Source organism: Nonomuraea sp. ZG12 (assembly GCF_052068115.1).
Lineage (GTDB): Bacteria > Actinomycetota > Actinomycetes > Streptosporangiales > Streptosporangiaceae > Nonomuraea.
Genome location: NZ_JBQHCW010000021.1, coordinates 86,525 through 112,526 on the forward strand (window position 1 = coordinate 86,525; position 26,002 = coordinate 112,526).

General features: G+C 69.2%; 17 protein-coding genes and 1 tRNA gene. 3 read left to right on the forward strand and 15 right to left on the reverse strand.

Annotation, left to right across the window (positions count from 1 at the left end):
* Position 1: 1 nt before the first annotated feature.
* The 3 genes from ACTMTF_RS37680 to ACTMTF_RS37690 are packed head-to-tail and all read right to left on the reverse strand — an operon-like array spanning position 2 to position 5,266.
* Positions 2 to 826 (reverse strand): carbohydrate ABC transporter permease, encoded by an 825-nt coding sequence (locus tag ACTMTF_RS37680; protein ID WP_397013513.1) that lies wholly within the window; start codon positions 824 to 826, stop codon positions 2 to 4.
* Complete coding sequence (locus ACTMTF_RS37685) at positions 816 to 1,739, reverse strand: carbohydrate ABC transporter permease (RefSeq protein ID WP_397013511.1); 924 nt, start codon at positions 1,737 to 1,739, stop codon at positions 816 to 818. The genes ACTMTF_RS37680 and ACTMTF_RS37685 overlap by 11 nt, the downstream gene beginning before the upstream one ends.
* A complete protein-coding gene (locus tag ACTMTF_RS37690) occupies positions 1,736 to 5,266 on the reverse strand; it encodes a carbohydrate-binding protein (RefSeq protein ID WP_441114948.1) in 3,531 nt (1,176 codons plus the stop codon). Before ACTMTF_RS37690 ends, ACTMTF_RS37685 begins: the two co-directional genes overlap by 4 nt.
* Positions 5,267 to 6,058: 792 nt before the next feature.
* Here ACTMTF_RS37690 and ACTMTF_RS37695 point away from each other — a divergent pair.
* Both ACTMTF_RS37695 and ACTMTF_RS37700 read left to right on the forward strand, forming a co-directional pair.
* Complete coding sequence (locus tag ACTMTF_RS37695; RefSeq protein ID WP_441114949.1) at positions 6,059 to 6,637, forward strand: hypothetical protein; 579 nt, start codon at positions 6,059 to 6,061, stop codon at positions 6,635 to 6,637.
* 335 nt (positions 6,638 to 6,972) lie between these two features.
* The gene (locus tag ACTMTF_RS37700) at positions 6,973 to 9,747 is read left to right on the forward strand and encodes a SpoIIE family protein phosphatase (protein ID WP_441114950.1); all 2,775 of its coding nucleotides are present in this window, start codon (positions 6,973 to 6,975) and stop codon (positions 9,745 to 9,747) included.
* Positions 9,748 to 9,750: 3 nt separating this feature from the next.
* Here ACTMTF_RS37700 and ACTMTF_RS37705 read toward each other — a convergent pair whose 3' ends face one another.
* The 8 genes from ACTMTF_RS37705 to ACTMTF_RS37740 all read right to left on the reverse strand — a co-directional run bounded on the left by ACTMTF_RS37705 (position 9,751) and on the right by ACTMTF_RS37740 (position 20,780).
* A complete protein-coding gene (locus ACTMTF_RS37705) occupies positions 9,751 to 10,029 on the reverse strand; it encodes a hypothetical protein (protein WP_441114951.1) in 279 nt (92 codons plus the stop codon).
* A 127-nt stretch (positions 10,030 to 10,156) separates the two neighbouring features.
* Positions 10,157 to 11,068: a thiopeptide-type bacteriocin biosynthesis protein gene (locus tag ACTMTF_RS37710; RefSeq protein ID WP_441114952.1), complete on the reverse strand. Its 912-nt coding sequence runs from the start codon at positions 11,066 to 11,068 to the stop codon at positions 10,157 to 10,159.
* Positions 11,065 to 12,231 (reverse strand): thiopeptide maturation pyridine synthase, encoded by a 1,167-nt coding sequence (locus ACTMTF_RS37715; RefSeq protein WP_441114953.1) that lies wholly within the window; start codon positions 12,229 to 12,231, stop codon positions 11,065 to 11,067. The genes ACTMTF_RS37710 and ACTMTF_RS37715 overlap by 4 nt, the downstream gene beginning before the upstream one ends.
* 5 nt (positions 12,232 to 12,236) lie before the next feature.
* Positions 12,237 to 14,558, reverse strand: a complete 2,322-nt coding sequence (locus tag ACTMTF_RS37720; protein ID WP_441114954.1) for a lantibiotic dehydratase — start codon at positions 14,556 to 14,558, stop codon at positions 12,237 to 12,239.
* Positions 14,559 to 14,989: 431 nt separating this feature from the next.
* Positions 14,990 to 15,181 carry a thiomuracin/GE37468 family thiazolyl RiPP peptide gene (locus ACTMTF_RS37725; RefSeq protein WP_397013495.1) on the reverse strand — a complete coding sequence of 64 codons (192 nt, stop codon included), beginning with the start codon at positions 15,179 to 15,181 and terminating at the stop codon, positions 14,990 to 14,992.
* Positions 15,182 to 15,324: 143 nt separating this feature from the next.
* A complete protein-coding gene (locus ACTMTF_RS37730; protein ID WP_441114955.1) occupies positions 15,325 to 16,959 on the reverse strand; it encodes a SagB family peptide dehydrogenase in 1,635 nt (544 codons plus the stop codon).
* 28 nt (positions 16,960 to 16,987) lie between these two features.
* Positions 16,988 to 18,997 carry a TOMM precursor leader peptide-binding protein gene (locus ACTMTF_RS37735; protein ID WP_441114956.1) on the reverse strand — a complete coding sequence of 670 codons (2,010 nt, stop codon included), beginning with the start codon at positions 18,995 to 18,997 and terminating at the stop codon, positions 16,988 to 16,990.
* Positions 18,990 to 20,780, reverse strand: coding sequence for a hypothetical protein (locus ACTMTF_RS37740; protein WP_441114957.1), 1,791 nt, complete (start codon positions 20,778 to 20,780; stop codon positions 18,990 to 18,992). The genes ACTMTF_RS37735 and ACTMTF_RS37740 overlap by 8 nt, the downstream gene beginning before the upstream one ends.
* Positions 20,781 to 21,501: 721 nt before the next feature.
* Here ACTMTF_RS37740 and ACTMTF_RS37745 point away from each other — a divergent pair.
* On the forward strand, positions 21,502 to 21,972 hold the full coding sequence (locus ACTMTF_RS37745) for a MarR family winged helix-turn-helix transcriptional regulator (protein ID WP_441114958.1): 471 nt from the start codon (positions 21,502 to 21,504) through the stop codon (positions 21,970 to 21,972).
* On the opposite strand, the gene ACTMTF_RS37750 is transcribed toward ACTMTF_RS37745, so the two are convergent.
* The 4 genes from ACTMTF_RS37750 to gyrA all read right to left on the reverse strand — a co-directional run bounded on the left by ACTMTF_RS37750 (position 21,927) and on the right by gyrA (position 25,990).
* On the reverse strand, positions 21,927 to 22,130 hold the full coding sequence (locus tag ACTMTF_RS37750; protein ID WP_441114974.1) for a hypothetical protein: 204 nt from the start codon (positions 22,128 to 22,130) through the stop codon (positions 21,927 to 21,929). The genes ACTMTF_RS37745 and ACTMTF_RS37750 overlap by 46 nt on opposite strands.
* 405 nt (positions 22,131 to 22,535) lie before the next feature.
* Positions 22,536 to 22,609 (reverse strand) — tRNA-Ile (locus ACTMTF_RS37755).
* A 132-nt stretch (positions 22,610 to 22,741) separates the two neighbouring features.
* A complete protein-coding gene (locus ACTMTF_RS37760; RefSeq protein WP_441114975.1) occupies positions 22,742 to 23,347 on the reverse strand; it encodes a DUF3566 domain-containing protein in 606 nt (201 codons plus the stop codon).
* 141 nt (positions 23,348 to 23,488) lie between these two features.
* The gene (gene gyrA / locus ACTMTF_RS37765) at positions 23,489 to 25,990 is read right to left on the reverse strand and encodes a DNA gyrase subunit A (protein ID WP_441114959.1); all 2,502 of its coding nucleotides are present in this window, start codon (positions 25,988 to 25,990) and stop codon (positions 23,489 to 23,491) included.
* Positions 25,991 to 26,002 lie beyond the last annotated feature (12 nt).

Here is a 26,002-nt window from a genome sequence, read left to right on the forward strand (position 1 = left end):
GCTACTTGCCGCCGGTCGTGGCGATTCCCTTGATCAGGAAGCGCTGGCCGACGAGGAAGGCGAGGAAGACGGGGGCGAGTGACACCACCGACATGGCGAACAGCGACCCCCACGAGGTGCTCGACGTCGCGTCCACGAAGGAGCGCAGGGCGATGGGCACCGTGTACATCTCCGGGTCAGTGAGGTAGATGAGCTGACTGAAGAAGTCGTTCCATGTCCAGATAAAGGTGAAGATCGCCGTGGTGGCAAGGGCCGGGACCATCAGCGGCAGGATCACCCGCAGGAAGATCCGGGCCCGCCCGCAGCCGTCGATCCTGGCCGCCTCGTCCAGCTCGCGCGGGATGCCGCGGATGAACTGCACCATGAGGAAGACGAAGAACGCGTCGGTGGCCAGCAGCTTCGGCACCACCAGCGGCAGGAACGTGTTCACCCAGCCGACCTCGGAGAACATCACGTACTGCGGCACGATCAGCACGTGGATCGGCAGCATGATCGTCATCAGCATGATGGCGAACCAGAACTTCTTGCCGATGAACTCCAGCCGGGCGAACGCGTAGGCCGCCATCGAGCACGACACCAGATTGCCGACGATCGCGCCGAGCACGACCAGGGCCGAGTTCATCAGATAGTGGCTGAACGGGTGGCCCAGCGCGTTCCAGCCGAGCGTGTAGTTCTCGATCTCCAGCTCGGTGATCAGCAGCCCCGGCTCGCGGAAGATCTCGTCGCCCGGCCGCAGCGAGCTGACCACCATCCAGATCACCGGATAGAGCATGACCAGGATGGTCGCCGCGAGCGCGAGGTGCTTGAGCACCGTTCTAATCGTCATAGTGGACCCAGTACTTGGAGGCGACGAAGTTCCCGGCGGTGAAGACTCCGATGATCACCAGCAGCACCCACGCCATCGCGGAGGCGTAACCCATGTCGAACTTCCCGAAGCCGCGTTCGTACAGGTAGAGCGTGTAGAACATGGTGGAGTCCGACGGCCCGCCGGTCCCTCCGGAGACCACGAACGCCTGGGTGAACGCCTGGAAGGCGTGGATGATCTGCAGCACCAGGTTGAAGAAGATGATCGGGGTGAGCAGCGGCATGGTGATGTTGCCGAAGCGGCGCAACGGCCCGGCCCCGTCCACGGCCGCCGCCTCGTAGTACATCCGCGGGATCTGCCGGAGCCCGGCCAGGAAGATCACCATGGGCGCGCCGAACGTCCACACGTTCAGCGTGACCAGCGTCCACAGGGCCGACTCCGGGTCGGCGATCCAGCTCCTGCCCTCGACGCCGAACCAGCCGAGCACGTGGTTGATCAGCCCCTCGGCGCCGAACACCTGCCGCCACAGGATGGCGATGGCCACGCTGGAGCCGAGCAGCGACGGCAGGTAGAACACCGAGCGGTAGAACGCCATCCCGCGCAGGCCCCGGTCCAGCACCACGGCCAGCAGCAGCGCGAGCGCGAGTTGCAGCGGCACCGAGACCAGCACGTAGACGAAAGTGACCCGGAGCGAGTTGTGCAGCCGCTCGTCCGCGAACATCCGGGTGAAGTTCTCCACCCCGATCCAGGTCGGCGCCTCCAGCAGGTTGTAGTCGGTGAAGGCCAGGTAGAGCGAGGCCAGCATCGGCCCGATCGTGATCAGCACCAGGCCGACCAGCCAGGGGGCGAGGAAGAGGTAGGCGGCCAGGTTCTCGCGCCGGGCCGGCTCGGCCCTGGTCTTGCTGAGCGTGCTCAGCTCACTGATCGCGCTCATCCGACCGTCACCGTCAAGGTGGCCGTCGCCTGCTCGGCGAGGTGGCTGCGCGCCCGCAGGACCGCCGTGCCGCGCTTGACCGCCTGGACCCGCCCGTCCTGCCCGGCGATCAGCACGCCCGGCTCGCTCTCCTGCTCGACGGTCCAGAGCACGTACTTCGCGTCCGCGTAGTACTCCTCGAACCGGACGAACTCCACCGTGTACGTCGCGCTCTCGCCGACGGTGAGCCGGTCCTTGCCGGTCATGGTGAGCGCGGGCGCCGGGGTGAGCAGGATCTGGTCGGTGGCCAGCGTGTACGCGGCCGAGGCGGCGTTCCTGCCGGTCACCGTGTAGCGCAGCACCACGTCCCCGGCGGGCAGGTCGGCCTCGCCGTGCGCGAGCTCGCGATACTGGTAGGCGCCGTCCGAGGGCGGCAGGTAGTGGTCGAACTCCTCGCCCACCGCCGCGCCGCCGATCGTCAGCCTGCCGCGGCCCCGGTCCTTGTGCGCCTTCGCCACCGACGCGATCGTGTACCGGCCGGCGGCGGGCACCTTGACGGTGTACTCCACCCAGTCCCCCACGGCCCCGGCGCGCAGCCCGTGCCAGGCGCCGCCGACCGCCGGGCTCGCCGCCGGGTCGGCGGTGGCGCCCACCTCGCCCTGGGAGCCGGTGAACACCTGCTCGGCCTCGAACGCCAGCCGGGGCGGGGTCGCGGTCGGGGTGAGCTTGATGTAGTCGACGCCGACCGCGTAACTGCCGCCGGTGCGCCCGGTCGAGGTGAAGCGGAAGGTGTGCGCCCCCTTGGCCAGCCGCACGTTGCCGTGCCGTCGCTCGCGGAACTCGATGCCCTTGTACATGTTGCGCGGCTGGAAGTGGTTCGACTCCGGCCCGAGGTCGGCGCCGTCCACCGACAGCTTGCTGCTGCCGCGCGACTCGTTCTCCTTGTAGCGCACGTCCACCTGGTAGAGGCCGTCGGCGGGCACGTCCACGGTGTACTCGACGCTCTGCCCGGTGCCGGTGAAGCCGGCCAGGATCCACGCGGCGTTGCTGGCGTTCGGCTCGCCGATCTCGGTCAGCGTGGCGGTGGACGCGCGGGGCAGGAACTCCGCCTCGTTGTAGATCGGCTCGGCGAACACGCTCGGCACCGCCACCGGCGGCAGCAGGTCGGCTGCGGGCACGGTCACCGAGGCGCGGCCGTTCCCGTCCAGCTTGACGGTCCTGGGCAGCCCCCGGTCGTGCCGGGGGTCCACGACCACGACCACCGCGTCGGCGCCCGGCGTGCCGGTCAGCTCCAGCCGCAGCCGGTTCGCCGCGCCGTTCTCCCGGTACGACGCCACGTTCTCGTCGGCGTAGAGCACCTGGCAGTTCTTGCCGTCGGCACGCTTGATCCAGAACGCCTTGCCCCGCGAGGTGTTGGCCCGCAGGTCGATCGGGAAGCCCTTCAGCTGCGCGCCCTGGTACGTGCCCCGATAGGCGTAGGTGTGGGAGCCGTCGTCGTCGAGGGTGATGTCGGCGACCGTGTAGGTGCCGTCGTCGTCGAGCCAGCGCAGGTCGGCGAGCACGGTGGAGGCGTAGCCGCCCTTGCCGGTGGCGATCAGGAGCGCGGTGTCGCGGTCGTCGTCGGTCCACATCCACACGAACGGCCCGGTGCTGGAGTTCCACCGCTCGCCGTCCCAGCCGGCGCCCAGGTAGACAGGGCGGAACGGCTGCTCGGTGAGCGCGACCACGCGCGGGTGCTTGCGCCAGCGGTTGAAGCGGGCCATCAACTGCGCGCCCGCCTCCGGCCAGGTGCCGGGCTTGCCGGGGTCCTGGCCGAACTTCACGTTACGGACGGCGATGTAGGAGTAGTAGTCCTCCATCCGGCCGGTGATCCGGCCGCCGTTCATGTAGGTGGAGTTCATCGGCAGGTGGCCGAATCCGGTGACGGCGGTGCGCAGCGACAGGTCCTCGCCGGTGATCCCGCCGTTGGCGGTGTTCCAGCCGTTGTAGGCGACGTGCATCAGGCTGTTGTTCCGGTCGCCCTGGGTGGGGTGGATGTCCAGCTCGCTGGTGACCTTGGGCAAGAAGTGCGGATATTTCTCGACAAGTTGGTTGAGCAGGCGGCGGCTCAGCACATTTTTGCGGTAGACGTTGTCGCTCGGGTGGGAGTAGGCCGTCGCCGTCCCGTTCTGCCACCACTCGGTCAGGTCGACCATCTGGTGCGACATCCGATACCGCGTGATCAGCGTCTCGATCTGCGCCCGCTTTTCCGCGATCTGGGCCGGGTCGGCCAGGTCCCGGCCCTTGCCGTGGCCGTCACCGCTCAGGCTGTACCACAGGCCTAACCGCATCCCGTTGCCGGTGACCGTGCCGGAGAACTCCTCCAGGCTGCGGATCGACTTCAGCATCGCGGCGCTCGGCACGATGGTGTCGCGGGTGGTGTTCCACAGGTCGTCCAGCATGACCATGTCGAAGCCGGCCTGCTTCGCCTTGGGGATGATGACGTCGTAGTAGTAGTTGTCGGGCAACGTGTCGCCCGGACCGCCGCGGTAGTCCCAGTCGTTGGTGTTGAACAGCGTGGTGACATCGTTGTAGCGGAACCTTCTGCGGAAGTGCTCCTCCTCGGCCATCTTCGCGTCGATCACATCCCCGCGGAAGACCGTGAGGTTCACCGACAGATACTCGAACTCCTCGCCCTCGAACAGCACGAGCTGCAAGGACTCGGGGTTCGTGACCACCTTGACGTGGTCGGCCTCGTGCCAGGCGTTGAGCGCGGCGAACGGCGGCAGCATGTAGTCGGCCTGGTCGCCGTTGCCGCGCATGGTCTTCCAATTGGTCTCCGGGCTGAGGCTCCACCCGTGACCGTCGTCGTACACACTGATGACCTTCTTGGGCAGCTCGGCGCGCTTGCCCGCGGACGAGGTGTCCTCCGGCAGCGGCGCGAGCGCGCCGGTGGTGCTCTTCCAGCGCATGTTCGGCGGGTAGTGCAGCGTGTGCGGCCGGTCGGGGAAGGCCAGGGCGAGCACGGTCGAGTTGGTGATCGTGGTGCGCCGGTCGGTGGCGTCGTTGCGGACCAGCGTGTGGAAGCGCAGCCCCGAGCGTCCGTCGTAGATCTCGAACACCGCCGTCACGGTCACCGCGACCGGGCCGGTGCGCCGGAGCGGGATCCGTAGCTCGCGTCCCACCTTCACCCGGCCCCGCGGCGTGTGCATCCACAGGTCGCCGGTGGTCGGCCGCAGCACCGTCCAGCCGCTGTCGGAGCCGACCGTGTCCTTCCCGTCGAACTCGTACTCGAAGAGCCTGCGGCCACCGGGCGCGGTCTGGTACTCCTGCTCCGCCCGCCTGTTGTACACACTGCTGACCGCGATGCCGCCGCGGCCCTGCTTGACCTCGACGCGCAGCACGTCGTTCTCCAGGCGCCAGATGTCACCGGTGCGCCTGACGATCGCGCCGCGTGCCGCGCCTCGCGCAGCGAGCGCCGGCAGGGTGGCGCCGTCGAGCACGATCGCGCCGGCGAACGCGGCGCCCGTGACACCGAGGAACCGGCGGCGATTCAACGGATCCAACACGATCTCTCCTCGGGGGGTTGAAGAGCCGAGCCAGGCTTCCCTCCGGAAAGCGCTTGCCTGGCCCGCAAAGCTAGTTCACTCCACCGGATCACACAAGAGGGAACATAATTGAACAGACCAGAGGTCGCGGCGCACTCAGGGCGGGCATCCACGACGGCCGGAATCCGGCCCGCCACGATCTCGCAGAGGAACACGACTCAACAGGATGAGTTATCGGCCGACCGTCGTCAGACGCCTCGGCCGGAGAAACACGCTCTCGCCACCGGGAGGCATTGTCAAGAACTAATACGGATTATCAGGATCACGATCCAGTACCGTGGCGGCCTTGCAAGACCCAACATGTCTCGACAAGAACCAACGTCGGCGTCGCGTCCGTCAACGCTCGCCACTCCGCACGCGCTGCGGTCAGATCCGCCTTTGTACGGCGACGCGCGCATTTTTGCGGATTTCATAGGGCGATGCGGCATTTATGACGGCCACCTGAGAACCCTGACTGGCGACAATACGGACGAGAAGCCGTAGTGACAATTTTTCACCCGCTCTTTCCCTGTACCAGGAATTGCGGGGCGGCGTGGCGTTGTGGCGTGGCTCATGACAACTGTAAGCATCGTACCGGTCCCGTTGGCTCGCTCAGCGGGCAGTAACGGCCGCATTCGGCCTGCGGGTCAGTCGCGACCAGGGGTCGCAATCCGAAAGGAACGGTACATGTCCACGCCCATTCCCCGGAAAACAGCCAAAGCCATGCCCGCCCAACCCAAGGCGCGTCACTCGCCGAGGCGAGTCATGTTCGCCATGGCCGGCACCCTTTCGATGGCACTGGTCGCCGTCCTGTCCCCGCCGGTGAGCGCGAATAACGACCACGACCATGACCACGACCATCATCACCACCACCACGACGGACGTTGCAGTCCGCACAACTTCTACAAGGTCCACAGGCTCTCACCACGCAACTTCTTCGTCCCCCGCACCCGGTTCATCGACGGCCCCGGTGGCGAGATGACGGTTTCGGTCACGCGGGAGCACGAAGTCCTCGCCTTCCTCGAGACCGAGAAGGAAAGGACGACGCAGTGGACCGATACCCATGACGTGGTCCGCAGCCTGCGCAGGATGGGCCTTCCGCACCTCGAAGAACGGCACATGGTCTTCACCGGGCACGAGTACACCCAGACGATCAGCAAGGGCATGTACGGAAACATGTGGTACCGGGTTCTCGGTTACCGCATCGGCTGGTCGTCCTGGCGCGTGCTCGGCACCTGCCGCCACGTCGAGGTCGACCGGGGAATAGCCAACGTGCCCTCCAGGGTGGAAGGCTGGCGGTATTGGGAAACCAAGCACCCGAAGTTCAAGGGCCGCCTGATCTCCCTCAAGTAACGCGGCGAAGCCCATGCTTTCCGGGCCGGACGAGGTCCTGGAATTCATGGGCTTTCACGCATTCGTTCGCGCGCCGGAATCGGCGAGGCCTCACGCCGCCTGATGTGGGGCCCGCGCACGCCCTGGCAGGGTCGTCGCTGACGGGCCCGGCCGTGCTCGCTCGCCGGCCTCCGCCCAGCCGCTCGGTGGCCGCTGCTTCGAGGTTCGGGTCCGTACGATCGCGCCGCTCGGCGAGCTCGCGCGCCCGGCACCCAGGGAGAAATATCACCATTTGTCATATAGTGTCGAGATTGGGATGAGTTGCACTCGGTCGAGATGCGTCGGGGGTAACCCAAGTGGCACACATCCGAGGTGGCAAGGGGCCCTCCGAGGAGGAGTTCGAGCGGTTCCTTCACGGTGAGCAGGTGGACCGGAGTGTGCGTCCGGTCATCTTGCGGTCGTGGCGACGATGTCAGGCCGTCGCCTGCACCCCGGAGAAGCTCGGATTCCCCGACCCGGTGGAGATCGACCAGAACGCCTTCCTGGTCCGGGCGGCCCGGCCGATCCTCGATCGCGTGCACCACGTCGTCGAGAACGCCGACGCGGCCCTCCTCCTCGTCGACGACCAGGCGAGACTGGTGCTTCGCTACCTGAGCGACCCCGGGATGAGGAGATACTTCGACAAAGTAGGCGCCGTCCCCGGCACGACGTACACGGAGTCCGCCGTCGGGACCAACGGCACCGGCACCGCCCTGCGCGAGAGGCGGCTCACCCGCGTCGCCGGCTTCGAGCATCCCGCCACCTGTGTGCAGCCCTTCACCGGCACCGGTGTGCCGATCCTGGACCCGCTCACCGGCCACGCCCTCGGCGTCGTCAGCATCGTCTGCCCCAACGGGCGCGACGACCCGGCGATGACCATCCTGGTGCAGCAGGTGGCCGAGCGCATCGAGCGGCGCCTGCTGGAGCAGAGCAGCGAGCGCGAACGCGACCTGTTCGAGACGTACCTCCGGGCCGGAGGGCTGCCCGGCCCGCCGCCTGCCGAGGGCGCCGGTCACCTCCTGCGTGAGCTGCCGCGCGGTGACCGCTTCCTGCTGGAGGAGAAGGCCGTCGGGCTGATCGCGCTCGGGCGGCGGGCGGCCATCGAGATCCCCCTCTCCCACGGGCGAACCGCCATGCTGCGCGCCGTCCCGACGACCGAGCCCACCGCAGTCACCGGGTCGGCCACCCCCGCCGGGGTCGTCGGGACCACCCCGGTCGTCGGCGTCGTCGCGCAGGTGCGGATCCAGGACGGCCCGTGGGAGCCGCTCACCGACGTCCCGGCCCCAGGGGTGGCCGACCTGGCGAACGCGCCACCACTCGTGCCCTCGCCGGCCGCGAGCGCCGCCGGCGACGAGCCTCCCGATCCGGGCCTGTTGCTGTTCGGTGAGCCCGGCGTCGGCAAGCTCGCCGTAGCGGCCCGCAAACGCATCAGGCTCCTGTACGAAGCCGCGACGAACATCGGCAGGACGCTCGACGTGGAGCGAACGGCCGAGGAACTCGCCGAGGTGACGGTCCCCCGGCTCGCCGACCACGTCACGATCGACCTTCACGAGTCCGTACTGCGCGGGGAGGAGCCCGCCGACCCCGGCACGGGCCTGCGCCGCGTCGCGACCCGCGCCGTACGAGAGAATCTTTTTCCCATCGGCTTGGGGAAGCCCGTCCACTACCTGCCGACCTCCCCACAGGCCGACTGCCTCCTCGACCGGGAGGCCGTGCTGTGGCCGGACTCGGCGGAGAACGCGCCGTCCGGGTACGGAATCGGCTCGCTCATCGCCGTCCCGCTGATCGCCCACGACCGCGTCCTCGGCGTGGCGACCTTCATGCGCCTGGGAGGCTCTGAACCCTTCGAGGACGACGACGTCTCCATCGCGGAGGAAATGGTGCGGCACGCGGCGGTCTGCGTGGACAACGCCCGCCGTTTCACCCGGGAGCGAACCGTGGTCAGGGCCCTGCAGCAGAGCATGCTGCCCCGCAGCCTGCCCGAGCAGACCGCGATCGACGTGGCCCACCGCTACCTGCCCGCGCAGGAGGCGGCCGGCCACGACTGGTTCGACGTCATCTGCCTGTCCGGCGCCCGGGTCGCCCTGGTCGTGGGCGACGTCGCCGACCGGGGCCTGCACGGTGTGGCCACCATGGGCCGCCTGCGCACCGCCGTGGGCAACTTCGCCTCGCTCGACATGCTGCCCGCGGACATCCTGAACCACCTGGACGACCTGGTCCGCCGCCTCAGCCATGAGGAGGCCGACCCCGCCGACGGCGACGAAGGCCACCTGACCAGGACGACCTGCGCGTACGCGGTCTACGACCCGACCTCGCGGCGCTGCGCCCTGGCCTGCGCGGGCCATCCGCCACCCGCCGTCGTCTACCCGGACGGCTCGGTGGAGTTCCTCGACCTGCCCACGGGGCAGCCGCTCGGGCTCGGCGGCTCCCCCTTCGAAACGGCCGAGGTGGAGCTCCCCGAGGGCAGCATGCTCGTGCTGTACACCAAGGGGCTGCTCGCCGACGACCCCCGCGCCGGAGCGGAACGCCTGCGCCTGGCCCTCGGCCAGGCCAACGGCTCGGCCGAACAGACCGCCACGTCCGTGCTGGCCACCGTGCCGCCCGACGACCTCGCCGACGACGTCACGTTGCTGGTCGCCCGGACCCGGGCGCTGGAGCCGGACCACATCGCCTCCTGGGACCTGGCGTCGGACCCCGCCGTGGTGTCCCGCATACGCGGCGAGGTCGCCGGCCAGCTGGCCGCCTGGGACTTGGAGAACCTCGCCTTCAACACCGAGCTGATCTTCAGCGAGCTGGTGACCAACGCCATCCGCTACGGCAGCGAACCCATCAGGGCGCGGATGATCCTGGACCGGATGCTGATCTGCGAGGTCTCCGACGCGAGCGAGAGCTCACCGCGCCCACGTCGTGCGGTCGCCACGGACGAGGGCGGACGCGGACTCTTCCTGGTCGCGCACATCGCCGAGTCCTGGGGCACCCGCTACACGCACCGCGGCAAGGTCATCTGGGCCGAGCAGCCGCTGACCGGCGGTGCGGACGAGCCGGCCGATCTGTCGGCAGCCTTCTCCTTCTTCGCCGACGACGACCTGTGACCGTCAGCCCCGATCAGGGTCGCTCCGCCACGTCTCGAACCGGGGAGCGGGCGCTTCCAGGAACTGCTTCGCCCTGCTCACGCAGTCCGGGCAGACGACCTTCTCCACCGCCCTGGCCGACGCTTCCCGCGTCGGCTCACGCAAGGTGCCCAGCACCGTCATCCCCGGCGGAAGACCCGTCTCAGGGTCGATGGAGACCACCGTGACGCTCTCCGGCACGAAACTGAAGGTGCGCTTGCATACGTAGCATCCGCCGATCGTCGTGATCTCATCGTCTGCCATGTGACCTCCTCCCTAGGACCGTACCTCCCGTCCTCCCGCAGGTCGCCTAAGCGCTCCGGGTCCGCGACCAGGCGGACCTGACCGGCGACCAGTCGACGCCCATCAGAGTGTTCACCGGCCCCGGCGGTCACCGCAGGTCGCGGAGGGTGAGGACGGCCATGCGGCGCAGCCGCGCCTCCTGCGTCAACGAGATGCCCAGCCGGTTGAGGTGCAGATGCAGGCAACGGTCGAGCGCGTGGGCGACGGGTTCGGGGAACTCGGAGGAGAAGGCGCCGGCGAGCCGGAGGGCGGCCAGCCGATCTCGCAGTTCGCGAATCGAGCGTGCCCACGCCAGTGCCGGGATCTGCGGTGTGATGGAGAGGTCCGCGGTGCGTAGCCGTTCGGCCATGGCGGTCAGTTCGTTCCGGGAGCGGGCCCAGGCCGCCTTCTCCTCCGTCGCGTCGGAGGTGTCCGGCTCGGGGCTGTTCGTCATCGTTCCAGCCTGCTTGAGGAGGCGGGCGTCGGCCGGAAGAGACAGCAGTGCGGCCAGGGTCATCACCATCGCCGCCGACACGCGCTCGGGTGGAGGCGCCCACAGGACATCGAGGGCCACCGCCGTGGATTCGCAGAAATGGTGTTCCACGGAGGCCAGCGACGCCCCGTGGCCGAAGGAGAGGTGTTCGGGCGGGTAGGGGACGAACCGGATGGTGTCCGGCGGGAGCAGGCGCCGCTCATACCCAAGATGGCCCTCAAGGGCGGCTAAGTCGGCGGCGAGTCGCGTGTAGTCGGCCGGGTTCATCGGGTGGCGGGACGGCTCGGCGCGAAGGTAGGCGCCGAGCCGACCGCTCACCCGTTCGCGCACCTCGCCGAGGTGCGCGGTGGCGGCCCGCATGCGGAGCCGTACGTGCGGGCCGCCTTCCCAGTAGCGCAGATAGAAGAAGCCGAGGACGAGATCGTCGGCGACGAGTTCGGACATCAGGGGGGCGACCTGGGTCAGCAGAAGTTCGTCGAGGTCGTCGTGCCGGAAGACGTGGGCGCTCACCCATGAGGATTCGGTCACGGCTGTTCCGGGGGTGACGCGACGCGCGGCCCCGGATGCTCGGCGACGAACTTCCGCAGGAATTCGATCGCCGACACGTCGTACACGTCCTCGATGGCGTTGGCCGCCAGATAGCACAGGAGGCCGCGTTCGCGCGGCGCGAGGCCCATCCGGGTCAGGTACGAGTACGTGTTGTTCAGCACCACGCGGTAACGCAGGAACGCGGGGTTGCCGTGTCCCCTTCTCAGGAACTCGTCATTGGTCAGCCCCAGGCGGAGGTACTCGCTGAGGCGCGCCGCCTCGAAGGTGACTCCGTCGGCGGCGGAGAGCGTGGTCAGCACGCCGCTGTCGATGATCGGATCGGCGCGTTCGGCGTGGCGGGTGACCAGCTCGGCCCACTCGCGGACGAACGGGAGCGGCTCGGCGGGGAGGCCGTTCGAGGCGCCGCCGGAAGCGTCATCATGGATGCCGTCCAGGGTGCGGGCGACGGCGCGCATGCGGCCGACGACCAGGTCACGATGTTCCCGGTACTTCGCCTCGAACGCCGACCGCCAGATGTCGGGCCGGCCGCACGCGTCGAGGAAGCCTTCGGAGTGCGCGCGGAAGGACCCGACGTTGCGCCGCAGCCCGCCCACGGCGTGGGCGGTGGTGAACATCAAGGTCAGCATGAGCAGGTCGAGACGGTCCCTCCCCTCCCTGATATGACGTGACATATCCAAATAGAGCCTGTTGCTCTCGATGGAGAAGCCCATGATCAGATCCGCCACCTCCTGGTCTCCCCCCACCGCATGCCGACGGGACTGGAACGGCGGAAAGTCGATCGTGTTGTCGGGGCGCCACGGGGTCAGCGGCCCGATCTCCTGCTCCCGCTCGGCGAGTAGCCGGTGCTCCGGGAGCAGGGACCGCTCGTCGAGCCGGGTCGTGGACGGATGCTCCCGCAGATAGGCCCCGATCGTTTCCTCGATCGCCGGGCGGATCACCTCGGACCAGTCGTGGTCACGCGCGCGGACGTTGATCCGAAGGTGCGGCCCCCGGCGCCAGTGCGGGACGACGAAGACCGCTTCCGTCACCTCCGCCAATCCATCGAGCAGGGGCGCCACGGCGCCGACCAGCAGCCCGGACTTGTCCTTGTCGTGGTAGTAGACGTGCGCGCTGTGCCACGCGGAATCCGTGCGGACGGACATATCCTTCACCTTTTCGTCAGATCGAAGATGTACTCCGTGACGCGCGAGCCGTGATCGCCGTACCGGGGAAGGTCCGGCATGGCCGGAAGCGCCTCCTCCAGCACCACCAGACGATCCGCATCGTCGAGCACTCGAACGAAGTCCTGGAGCAGGAACCAGTTGGTGACGTCGACGTACACGGGCTTTCTGCTCTTGCCGAGCGAACCGGCGCCGTCGCGCACACTCACGACCCGGGCGAAGAACTCGCGCGGTATCCCGTGCCCATCGAGCCATCGCGCCAGCCGAACCAGGTAGACGCCCCGATCCTCGCCCTTGCCCGGCGCCGGGAACTCCCCCGCGCGCATGCGCCAGCGCTCCCGCGCCAGCACCACGGCGCCGATCGTGAGCCGCGGCGAGTGCTCCACGGCGATGGACGTCAGGGGTTTCAAACCGCCTCGCAATGCCCAGCCGGGCATCATCACGGTCGGGTTGCACCCGAAGCCGCGGATCAGGAACGACTGCGCGGGCGGGAGGAACATCTCGGAGGTCAGCCCCAGATGCACCGGACGGATCGCCGAGCCATCGGTACCGCGCAGCACCAGCAGCTCGTGGTCCGGGTCGTACTCGACGCGCAGACTGGTCGGCGGGATCACCGCCTCGGCGTCGTCCCCGCCGGTGAAGGGGTAGTCGATGACCGGCAACACTCGCGGATGGAGGTCGAGATTACTGCCGTGATCGATGCGAATCTCCGCGAGCGTCGTGTCCCCGTCACCCGGAACGGGGTCAGGAGCCCGATCGCCCGCGGTCGTCAGCAGATGCCGGATCCTCCCCACCCCTCTGCGCGGCCCCGCCAACACCGAGTTGACGACCAGCCGCGGCCCCTCGGGCGCCGTCATCAGCTGCCCGTATACCGATATCGACGCGGTCGGGCGGATGAAGCCCGGCCAGCAGGCCATCAGCTCATCCAGCGACCGAGGCGGCAGCGGGTTCCCCTCGCCGGCCTTCTCCTGGGCCGCGTGCAGGAAGTCCCATGCCGTACGGCGAAGCTCGCGGAGCCGCGCCACACGCGGGCCGGGGTCGGAACGGCGACCGGCCGCGTCGCCCCCCTGGCCGAGGAATCTCCGGACCGCGAGCCCCGCGACGCTGCCGGCCAGCGGCCCCATGTCGTGGACGTGCCGGTAGAACGCGAGAAAGGGCACCGAGCCACCCGGCCCGTACGCCTGGAGGAAGTAGTCGGCGAGGGCGATCTTCAGCGGCAGGCTCAGATCGAGCAGCGCGAGGAATCGGCGGACGCGGTCCATGTCGTCGTGCACCCGCCGCAGGCTCGCGCTCGGCCAGCTCACGACCGGACCCGTGAGCACGTAGCTCTCGTGCACGAGGCGGCGGGATGGCAGGCCGGGCCCGGGCGGTCGGGCGTCGGGCGCCATCCGTTCGGCCAACCGGTCGACGCCCGCCCGCCAGCGGCGTTTCCCTCCGTCCGGTTGGCGCGCGTACGCGTCCACCGCCTCGGCGATCGCCCTCAGCGACTCCAGCGCCCGCGGTTGATCGCCGGTCGAAGCCGAAGGCGCCCGCTCAAGCCAGTCGATCAGCTTGGGCAGTGCGTCGGCGGCCTGATCGGAGAAGGGGGTGCGCTGCTCCACCAGACCACTGTCGATCAGCATGCCGAGCAGGTGGTCGACGTGCTCGCCAGCGTCGCGGGAGATCAGCCTTCCGGCCACCTCGCCGCGCGTGGCGCCGGGGACGGACCGGATGAGATCGAGGACCGCGCGCAGGGATTCACTCGCCGGGACCGAGTTGATGGGTTCGGCGGGGCGGTGGCCGAGGAACCAGACGCGGCCGTCCTCCTCGACGGCAGTCGAGTTGACCCGCAGTGCGACGCCGTCCCGCAGTCCCGGCAGTCGTGCCGACCACTGCCAGAAGGCGTGCAGGAGCAACCGATCTGGTTCGGCGACCCCCAACGTCAGGAGTTCGTCGGAGAACACGGCGGAGGCGCCGTCGGCGCGCCATTTTCCGAGGCCGCTGGCGGTGAACGTCGCGTACGGGCTGGTCTTCATGGCGGCCCGCGCAAGGTACTTGGCGAGCCGGAGCAGCGTCTGCCGGGCGGGCACGACATCGCTCGGGGCGTCCTGCCACGCGTCCAGGCGCTGCGACAGGTCCGGGCTGCTCTGCGCCAGGCCTTGCCGGAACTCGAAGAGCCGGGTGGCATCGCGCAGAACGGCCGTCTTCTCGGCGAGTTCCCGATCCAGCAGCCCGGAGATCACCGACCGCGCCCGGGTCAGCCGATCGAGATCGTCGAGCCAGGTGGACACCCGCCCGGCCACCGGCCCGGGGAGGAAATCGACGATCACCGGGGTCCAGACGCGGGGCCGGGGCCTGCCTGCGCCCGGCGAAAAGATCACGTCGAAGGGCGACGAGGGCCGGTTTGAGTTCCGGTCGCCGCCCCGCCGCGATCACCTCACGTCCGATCAGCTCATGCAGGATGTCCGCGAGGCGCGCGCCCTCGGCCGCCACCTGCCCGTCCAGCCGGATCACCTCGTCCACCCGCGACCACGTACGGCGGAAGCGGAGGGCGGCCACGCGCTCCACCGGGATGCCGGCGACGCGCACACCGAACACCGCGCCCGCCGCGTATCCCTCGCCTCGTGGTCCCCGCGCTCCCGAGCCGAGCGTCAAGACAACCCCTCCCTCACCCGTCGTTCGCGACGTCCGGGCGTCCCCGATGCACCGGAGACACCCGGACGCCGCCCGCGGTCACCTGGTGACCGGCAGTTGCCAAAAACTAGAGAACGTCGTCTTCGACGAAACTCGGCGAGCTGTTACAGGGGCACGCACAGGCACATGTGCACGGCCTGCTCGCGCTGAGCTCGGTCATGCCGTGGCCTTCGCTGACACCTTCGATGGGCGCGGCCGCCATCACGCTGATCGACTCGACGGTCAGAGCCGACAGGTCGAACAGGGAACTTTCCTGCATGAATACCTCCTGGTCGTTGGGCCTGTACCGGGAAAGGGAGCTCACTCGAGACACTTCAGAACAGGCCCGGCGGGGCTCGTTGCATGCGCTCTCCTCTCGATCGGCGCTCCCACGCAGTCGGCGTGGGAAGTGTGGGGGAAGTGTCAGGTGGGCCTGTACCGGTCGGCGACCGGCCACAGGTCCCATCGGACGGGGGAGCGGCGCGGAGATCTGCCCACGAGCAGGGCGCTGAGGCTGCGATGGCCCGGCCCGCGCAGTCCGAGTGTCGTGTCCGTCGCCTCGCCGCAGACGTCGGAGTGGATTCGGGCCGTGAGCCCGAGCGCGGTAGCGGCGAGGGTGGCACGGTGGACGAGAACCCCGGACTCGATCAGCTGGAGGCGGCACCACATGTCGCCGAACCTCGCGACGCCTTCGAGGGGGTCGCCGACCGGGAGGATCACCGCCGCCGCCTCGCGAAGAGCGAGCGCGGTGAGCGGCCGCAACCGCCCGGCGATCTCGTCGAGTCCCTGCCACGGTATGGCGACGCCGAGCCGGCGGCTCCCCGGGTCGTATCGGTAGCCGCCCGGCGGCACACCGTCCACCCGCAACGCCCACGCGTACAGCGCGCAGGTGACCGGCCCTTCGTGCGTGCCCTCCAGATCTCCCGGGTAGCCACCTGCCGCAGCTGCGAGGATGCTCGCGAACACGTCCGAGGGGATGGGCGCCGGCTCGAATCCGGCTGGGGCCGACCTGCGGTGGCCGATGCCCGCGCGCAACCGGACGGGCACCGGCTCCGGCAGCCGTACGGAAGGGTCATCGCCGCACGGCGGTCCCGGGCCGACAGGGCGGGCGGGTCCCGAGCTCGGGCTCCCGCCTGTCCCCGCCCCTCCGCCCGGAACCGTGGCGGCGGTGTGCAGGGCGGCGAGATACGGCAGCGAGGCGGTCACCGACGGAGGCGGGTCGACCGTCTCGGCGGCCTGCCTGGCGATGAGTTCCCGCGCGCTCGGCGCCGTCCCGGTACGGGCCGGCCTCGGGGCCTCCGATGCCGTCCCCGTCACGCCGAGTACGGCGAGTGCGCCTTCGGCCCCCTTCGGCAGGTCCAGCAGGCGGTCGATCAAGGCACCGTCGAAGTCCAGGTGAAGCCGGACGGAAAGATCGAGATCCTCGGTCAGGGCCAGCGACTGCGCCACGAGCGCGCCCGTCTCCTGGCACTGGATCTTGTAGGCGAAATCGCCATAAGCGATGCCCGTCCGCCAGAACACCGACGTCAGGACGATCATCAGGTCGGGCGGCGTGGCAGGGGGAGCGGTGAGCGTTTCCAGCAGCGCCGTACGGTGATCGCCCTCTCGTACGCGCTGCAGCGCGTGATGCGCGCGATCGTAGTGGTACAGCCCCGCCGGGGACCCGCCGGATCCGGCGAGATACGCCTCGATCGGATACAGCGCGCCGCCGGACGGAACCGGCCGGTGCACCCGGACGGTCACGGCCTGGGCGGCGCCGGACCATTCCCCCAGCACGGGTACGTCATAGGCCCAGCCGAACCGGCCGATCCCGAGAAGGTGCCGCAGCAGGTGGCCGATGAGCTCCGGACCGGCGGCGAACGGCGCCTCCTGCCGGTCATCGGGCAGGTTCAGGCGCTCGGTGTCCGCGTACCGCTTGAACGCGCCGGTCGCCTTCGCGGCGCTCGCGGCGGGGGCGGCCGACGGCCCGTCCACCGCCACCGCGAGGAAGCGGCGGGTCGCCTCCCCCGGGGGCGGCGGCTTCGGCGGATCGGCGGCCCACACGGTCTTGCCGATCATTCTGTCCCTCCAGACCGAGGTGGCAGCGCTACGGAAACGGGTGGGGATGCGGGTTGATCTCCTCGGGGCGCAGGTCGCGGTCCCGGTGACCGAGCAGCCTGGGCACGGTCAGCAGCCGCGGCAGGCCCTCCGTCCTGCGGAACCGGTGGCCGAAGGTCATCGGCAGCGTGCCGGGGACGATGACCTTGGCGGACGCGAATCCGCCGGCCGCCTGCTCGGTGGAGGTGGTGTCGACGGCGATGACGTCCATGCCCTCTGCCAGCCACCGTCCGACCAGCTCGTGCAGGTCGTCCGAGAGGTCCGCGTGGCGCGGCCACCCCGCCCTGGCGGAGACCGCGCTCAGCGGCAGCCACGGCCTGTCGCCGTCCAGGAAGTCCGCCCGCGGGAGCGTCGCCGGATGCGTGTAGAGAGCCGCGTGGTCTTCCATGTCGCGTACCAGCAGGGGATCGGCCAGCATCGGCTCGACGGCGCCGAGATCGAGCCCGGCGGTCAGTCCCTCCAGCAGCGCGGCGAGCTCCCACAGGGCCGACCGCACGGCCCGCTCGGGATCGAGGTGTGCCGCGGCCGCGAACGCCATCGCCGGCCGGGCCTTCCCCGTACGGTTCACCGCGAAGGTCAGAAACGCCGGCACCCGCTGCTCCAGCATCGTGGAGAAGACCATGACCTCACATCCGAAGCGCCGCGTGAGCAACTCCTCGATCAGCGGGATCCTCCGGTCGGCCGCCGAATCCAGGTCGACGCGCGGCACGGCGAGGCGGGCGTACCAGGTCATGAGGAACGCGTCCCGCTCGGCGATCTCCAGCAGGCCGTAAAGGATCGCCTCTTCCAGGCAGGAACCGGCGGCGCAACCGTTGGACGTCTCGAACACCCAGTGCGGCCCGGTCTCCGGACGCCTGCCGTAGTAGGCGATGGACTCCGGAACCAGCACGGGAGCGGACCGCTTGAACGAGTATCCCCACACCCAGTTCGTCCGCTGATCGGGCGCGAACGGCACGAACGGGTAATCCGGCAGCCGATACAGCTCCTCCGGGGGCGTGCCGAGAGTGCGGGGGTCGATCGCGTCGTCGGCGAGTTCCTCGTACGACCCTCGCACGGCGCTCCTGCGGCCCCCCGGCCGCTCGCCCGCACTGCGTTCCAGCGCCTCCGCCAGTGCGGTGAGCCTGGCGGAGCGGTAGTCCACGGCCCGGCCGAAACCGTGCTGGGAGTCGCTGTGGATCCGGGCCGGCACCAGGCGGGCCACGGCGCTGGGCGTCCCGGCGAGCGACCCGGCCTCCACGGAGGCGATCAGACCGGTCTCCGCGTCCACGTAGCGGTCCGCGACCCAGCTGTGCAGATTGTGCAGCCGGAACTCGCCGGGGGCCGCCTTGACCAGCGGTCGGCGGGGTAGCGCGACCCCCAGCCCGGTATCCGACGGCAGGTCGGAGCAGCGTGGGCACCACGGGTCGGGGAGGAACCGATGTCGGCGCACCGACGCGTCCAGCAAGGACAGGCGCAGGATGGCGCCGTCGGTTCGGGCCGCGCACGCGCCGGCGGACGCCGTCTCCACCTCGTCCCGCACCAACCGGGCCACGGCCGTGGCCAGCATCGGCGGGGCCATCGAGTCACCGGTCTCCTGCGCCGCCGGCTGCGGCCGGTCGCGCAGCAGGCGCCGGGCCGCCGCGTCGATCCGGTTGCGGCTCTGCCTACGCCGTACGCACAGCGGGCACCCCGGTCTCGGCGGACGCACCAGCGGGCCGACGGTGATCCACCCAGCGTCGACATGGACGGGCAGCCAGGGCATCCTCCGAACCGACGCGTACTCCTGGACCGCCCGCTCGCCCGTGTGCACCGAGCCACGCGAGACGACGACGAGCGCCGAGTATCCGCTCTCGCCCGCGACGCCGGTCGACAGGTCGTGCACCGAATCGACGGCGAGGTAGGTGATCCGGCCCTCGCCACGGGCAGCGACGGCCCGGGCGATCTGCCCGGTGCCGATGACGGCGACGTCCTGCTCCACCTGCGCCCGCGGTCTGAACGGGTCCGCCCGCACCTCAGTCATCACACAGCACCACCTGGACCACGAAGGGCAGTAACGAGCCGGCCACGTCGTCCCGGACGAGCGGTACGACCACAGGGGTGCGGCCGGTGACGCGCAGCAGCCTCAAGGCGAGGAAAGCCGGGTCCGGCGGCCCGCCCGCAGCCCATCGCCGCGACGAAGGGACGGCCTCGGGCCGCCCTTCGACCCGGGCCTGCCAGCTCAGCAGGGCATGCTCCGCCGCGTGACGCAGGGCCTGATCGGGAGCCGAGGCCACCGATCTCGTCACCGCCCCGCCTGCGGCGGTCACCGTGTAGGCGGGCAGCCCCACCGCGGCGCTGTGATCCCGGAACTCGAACACCTCACCGGTACGCTCAAGCAGCCGTACCGTATCGAGGACACCGTCGCCGTCTCCGGACTCCCGTACCGGATCGACGCTGGGCGCGCCGGCCTCTTCCCCCAGGACCGGCAGTGCTTCGAAGTGCGCCAGGAGGCCGGCCCCCACGGCCTCGTCCCAGCACAGCCCGGCCGCGGCGCCGAGAGGTGCCGCGTACGCCCGCCGTTTCGTGGCCGGGTCACCGCCGGTGAACGGCACCCGGCGCACGGCCCCGGTCAGCAGGTCCATCCCCCAGGCGGTGGCCCGGTCACCGGCCTGCTGGGACTCGTGCTCGGCCACCAGGGACCCGTAGGCGGCGAGGGCTGCCAGCACCGCCCGAACGCGTGCGGTCTCGCGGTCGGAGCCCCATGCGACGACCGGCTCCACCGCCGAAGGTGGGCGACGGCCGTACGGATCGGTCACCGTGGCCCGGCACAGGGCGAGCGGCACCTGCGGCAGGTCCTCCTCGTCAAGCGAACGCAGTGGTCCGAGGTAGGGGTCCACGAACAAGCGGGCGCGGGCGAGCAGGTCCCCCTGCGAGACACGCTCCGCTGCCCGCAGGGAGGCGATCGTGTCCTGCGTCGCCGCCGCGCCCGCCGCTGTGCCCGCCGCTGTGCCCGCCGCCGGGCCGCCGGCGGGGTGAGGGTGGAACCGGTGCGCGGTCGTGGTGAGGCTTTCCAGGTCGGTGCGCGTCATCGTCCCGTCGATCCGGGATCCGGAGCGCGTGCCCGTCCGCTCGGGACGCATCCTCGCCAGGTGGCGGAAGCAGGCGAGGACGACGGGGGCGGCGATCAGCGAAGGCACCGGTCCGGTCAGCCATGAGACGCCGGTCTCTCGCCGTTCGGCTTGACCGGCGACCAGCCATCGCCACCCCGATTCCACAAGCCGGTGGTCCCGCTCGTAGACCGGTGTCGCCCACACGTCCGCATCGCGTACCAGCACCTGCGCCAGCGCGACGCCGGCGTCGGCGCACCTCCGGGCGGTCGCGAGCAGCGCCTCGGCGTCGTCTCCGGACGCGACGTGCACCACGAGATCGGCGTCGGCGATGCCGTCCCGCAGCAGCGGGTCACCGGCCGGATCCGGTCCCGCCGTCTCGACGATGATCTGCTGTCCCTCGTCCCGCCGGGCACGTTCGGCCGCCGCTCGGAGGATGGTTTCGCCCGCGCGGGGGAGGATGCGCAGTCGCCGCCAACCCGACCGCAGCCCGTCCTGGGCGACCGCGGCGAGGACCGGGCCTTGGCCGTAGAGCAGGATTCGCGCGTCCCGCACCTGCTGGAAGCGCCACTCCGGCGAGTCGTACCCATAGCGGATGAACGAAATCTCGGATGCGTACTCCGTCAGCTCCCGCTCGGAAAGGCTGTGTGCTCGGTCGTCGCGCGCGTCGACGACGAAGCGATGATCGGCCAGCGTCCGGACAAGCCCTTCCACCATCTCCCTGTGCGCGTCGGGCAGGCCCTGGGTGATCTCCTCCAGCTCCCGGTCGCCGGACAGACGCGGCGCGAGACCGTTGACCCATGGGAAAACATGCCGACCCTTGATAATGCAGGAGCCCAGTCCGCTTTGTAGGTAAACACCCTCCTGGCATTCGACATATCGAACATCATCCATGAGGCGTGGGCGCATGACCTGTCCTTTCGCACGCCAGTGATGGAGCGTGCCGCAGAGCACGCACCAGGTACGACGGAGATTGCCGCGCTTGAGAATTGCTTTGCTGGGGGGCGGGCAACCGGCTACAGGGACCTTCCGTCCTGGTTCTGCCGGAAGGGAAAGAAAGGACCGAATTGACTCGTATCGAGCGGTGACCGGTCAGGAATATGGGTGCTATCAGGGCATTCGAGTCGAGTTGCCCTGATACGAATCATTTCTCGCGGTTCCGGTGCCGGACGCATGGCCGCCGCCACCGAGACCCCTGAGCTCCGCGACGGCGCGGCCGTGCCATGATCCTTTACGGTGCCCCTCGCCCGCACTGCCGGTCAGGCGCGCGCTGGAGGGGCGAAGTTCCGGGCCGGAAGGAGCACAGGGGATGATGGTTGCCTGCGCTCCTGCCTAACGCTGGTGAGCATGTTCTCGATCACGAAGGCACTCGTGTAAGCCGCCTTATATAAGGCAGCTTATATCAGTGTCCTCACGATGTTCAACACGGAGTTGTCAAATGGCCGCTGCAGATGTGGACGAAGTCGACCCGCTCACCCGGCCCTACTATCTGATCTACCAGCTGAGCTACCTCATCGGCCATGACCTCGACCGCGTCCTGCGGCCGATGGGCCTCACCCGTGCGCAGCTCGGCGCGCTGAGCCACCTCGCCCGCGAGGGTGACATGTCGGCCGCGGATCTGGCCAGGAAGAGCCACGTCACCGCCCAGTCGATGGGCGCCGCCCTCGCACAACTGGCCGAGGCGGAACTCGTGACACGGCAGGCGCGCAAGGAGAACGCCCGGGTCATCGACACCTCCATCACCGACAAGGGGCGCCATCTGTACAGAAGGGTGCGGGAAAGGCTGCGCGACGCGGAGGCGCGACTACTCGTGGACCTGGACGAGCATGACGTCGAACGCCTCGTCGCCCTGCTTCAGCACGTCTACGGCACCCTGCACGCGGACGAAACGGCCGACTTCGGCAGATGACGGCTTCCGCCGAACGGGTCGCCTGCGGCATCCGCAACCGCTGAAAGCGCCCCAGGGCACAGGACATGAACCGCGTCGAAGGATCCGGGCGGGAAGTCGAGATGCAGGAAGTCCATCACATGGGCTTCAAGCCCCTTCTCCCAGCACAGCGCAACCATCTCGGGAGACAGATCCACGCGACGACTTCCAGGCCCTGTCCTGGAAGTACGCGCTGTCCTGACCCGGTCCAGCACCGACTTCCGGCAGCCGACTGCAGTTGCCGTCTCGCAGGCGGCCTAGGAGCGGCTGCCCGCCCCGCGAGCTTCCACGGTGTCTTCGCACTGCCGTCACGCGAGTTACGGGTAGTGGGCTCAGCTGGAGGCCAAGCTGAATCGAGGGCCGCTGGCGCACGGAGACGACCAGCGCTGGACGTTGAGCCGGGTCCAGACGCTGCTCGGCAGAGGGAAACGGCTACAGCCGGGGGCAGCAGCCTCACGGATCCTCTTGATGGCAAATTGATGGCCAACGATCAAAAGGCCGTCTCCCGATCTCCGGGAAACGGCCTATGAAATGGGAAAACTCTGTGGGGCTACCAGGACTTGAACCTGGGACCTCTTCCTTATCAGGGAAGCGCTCTAACCGTCTGAGCTATAGCCCCGCACACACCGAAACGGTATCGCATCCGCAGAGCGGAGGCGAACCGGTTGTTCGGACGGGAAAAGCTTACCGCCTCCGGTGAGCTACTCGCGCCGCACCCGTGGACAACCCAGGGTGCGGCGCGACCCGCGTACTACTCCGCCTCGCTGAAGGTCACTTCGACGCCGCCCACGAGGTCGGAGGCGACGTTGTAGATGACCGCCCCCAGCGTCGCCAGGGCGGTGATCAGCACGACATTCACGGCGCCGATGAGGGCGGTGTAGCCGAGAATGCGGACCGGCTCGAACCATGACGCGATGTCGATGGGGATCGAGCTCTGCCCCTGCTCGCCCTGGCCGAGCTGGTTGACCAGCTCCACGAGGGAGTCGAACACGCCCAAGGCCGACAGCACGCCGTACAGGACGGCGACCGCCACGAACAGCACGACGAAGCAGACCAGCGACACCACGAAGCTGAACTTCATGGCCGACCACGGCTCGACGCGGCGCAGGACCAGGTGAGCCTTGCGCGGGAGGCGGGCTCCCGCGGAGTTCGACGACTTCTTCTTGCGCAGCTCGATGGGGGGTGGGGGAGCCTCAGTGGTGAGCGACGAGGCACGCATGCGTACGGTCTCGCCACCCTCCGGCTCCGCCTGCCCAGGCTGACCTTGCTGGCCAGACCCAGGCCCAGGCCCAGGCCCAGACTGCCCAGGCTTGGGTGGCTGCTGCGGGCGTGCGGGCGGTGCCCCGTCAGGCTGCACCGCCGGCTGAGGCCCGGCGGCTCCCTCCTCATCGACTGGCTTGGGGCCCTCGTTGCCTGAGGGCCGCTGCGGCTGCTGTTGCTGCTGGCCGTTCTCCCGGACCGGTTTGGTCCGGGGGCCACCACCTTGGGTGCTCATGACCTACTCTCCTCCCCCGTCTTCCTCACTCTCCACCGAAGTCTCCAAGGACTCGGCGTTCCGGGCGAGGGCCACCACGCTGTCGCCTTCGGCGAGGTTCATCAATCGCACTCCCATGGTCTGGCGGCCGGACTGCTTGATCTCACCCGCACTCGTCCGGATCACCCCGCCTGCGGATGTGATCGCGAAGACCTCATCCTCCGGGTTGACCATGACGGCTCCGATCAGCTTGCCACGGGCACTCACGATCTTTGCAGTCAGCACGCCCTTGCCGCCACGTCCTTGCACCGGATATTGCTCCACGGGGGTCCGTTTTGCGTACCCGGCTCGGGTGGCGATAAGCACATGATGGCCATCACCGATGCGATTCATGGCGAGAAGTTCGTCACCGTCGAGGAATCTCATGCCGATGACACCGCTGGTCGCCCGGCCCATGGGGCGCAGCGCGTCGTCGGTGGCGGTGAACCGGATGGACTGCGCGTTCCGGGACACGAGCAGCAGGTCGTCCTCTTCGGAGACCAGCCGGGCCCCGATGACCTCGTCGTCGTCGCGCAGGTTGATCGCGATGAGGCCGCCGGTCCTGGGGGAGTCGTACTCCGACAGGCGGGTCTTCTTGACCAGGCCGCTGCGGGTGGCCAGCACGAGGTAGGGGGCGACGTTGTAGTCGCGCATGGCGAGGACTTCCATGACCGTCTCGTCCGGCTGCATGGCGAGCAGGTTCGCCAGGTGCATGCCGCGCGCGTCACGCCCGGCATCTGGCAGTTCGTACGCCTTGACCCGGTAGACGCGGCCCTTGTTGGTGAAGAACAGCAGCCAGTGGTGGGTCGTGGTGACGAAGAAGTGGTCGACGATGTCGTCCTGACGCAGCTGCGCCCCCCGCACACCCTTGCCGCCGCGCTTCTGCGCCCGGTAAAGGTCGGTCTTGGTGCGCTTGGCGTAGCCACCACGGGTGATGGTGACGACGACCTCTTCCTCGGCGATGAGATCCTCGATCGACATGTCGCCGTCGTGCGCGATGATCTCCGTGCGCCGCTCGTCGCCGAACTTGGCGACGATCTCGCCGAGCTCCTCGTTGACGATCTCGCGCTGGCGGGCCTCGCTGGCGAGGATCGCGTTGTACTCGGCGATCTGCGTCATCAGGTGGTCGAACTCGTCCTGGATCGCCTGGCGCTCCAGGGCGGCGAGCTTGCGCAGCTGCATGTCCAGGATGGCCTGCGCCTGGATCTCGTCGATGTCCAGCATCGACATCAGGCCCTGCTGGGCGTGTGAGGCCGACTCCGAGGAGCGGATCAGCGCGATGACCTCGTCGAGCCGGTCGAGGGCCTTGAGCAGCGCACGCAGGATGTGCGCGCGCTCCTCGGCCTTGCGCAGGAGGTAGCGCGTCCGGCGGACGATGACCTCGATCTGGTGGGCCACGTAGTACCGGATGAACTGGTCGAGCCTGAGCGTACGCGGCACACCGTCGACCAGCGCCAGCATGTTGGCGCCGAAGGTGTCCTGAAGCTGGGTGTGCTTGTAGAGGTTGTTGAGCACGACCTTGGCGACCGCGTCGCGCTTGAGCACGATCACCAGCCGCTGGCCGACCCGGGAGGAGCTCTCGTCGCGTACGTCGGCGATCCCCGAGAGCTTGCCCTCGCGGACCAGCTCGGCGATCTTGAGGGCGAGGTTGTCCGGGTTGACCTGGTAGGGCAGCTCGGTGACGACCAGTGCCTGCCGGCCCTTGCCGTCCTCCTCGACCTCGACCACGGCGCGCATGGTGATCGAGCCGCGGCCGGTGCGGTAGGCGTCCTCGATCCCCCGGCGTCCGACGATCAGCGCCTTGGTGGGGAAGTCCGGCCCTCTGACGAGCCGCATCGACGCTTCGAGCAGCTCCTCGTCCTCGGCCTCCGGGTTCTCCAGGCACCACTTGACCGCGCCGGCCACCTCGCGCAGGTTGTGCGGCGGGATGTTGGTGGCCATGCCGACCGCGATGCCGCCGGACCCGTTGACGAGCAGCTGCGGGAAGCGCGCCGGCAGCACGTCCGGCTCCTGCGACTTGCCGTCGTAGTTGGGCCGGAAGTTGACGGTGTCCTTGTCGATGTCGCGCAGCATCTCCATGGCGATGGGCGCGAGCTTGCACTCGGTGTAGCGCATCGCCGCCGCCGGGTCGTTGCCCGGCGAGCCGAAGTTGCCCTGCCCGTCGACCAGCGGATAACGCAGCGACCAGTGCTGCGCCAGCCGTACGAGCGCGTCGTAGATGGAGGTGTCGCCGTGCGGGTGATAGGAGCCCATCACGTCACCGACGACGCGCGCGCACTTGAAGTAGCCGCGGTCGGGACGGTAGCCACCGTCGTACATCGCGTACAGCACCCGGCGATGCACCGGCTTGAGTCCGTCGCGGACGTCGGGCAGCGCTCTGGACACGATGACGGACATCGCGTAGTCCATGTAGCTGCGCTGCATCTCGGACTGGATGTCCACAGGCTCGATGCGATCAGCCGGGGGAGTGGTGTTCACTTCCGTCACTGGTTGTGGTCC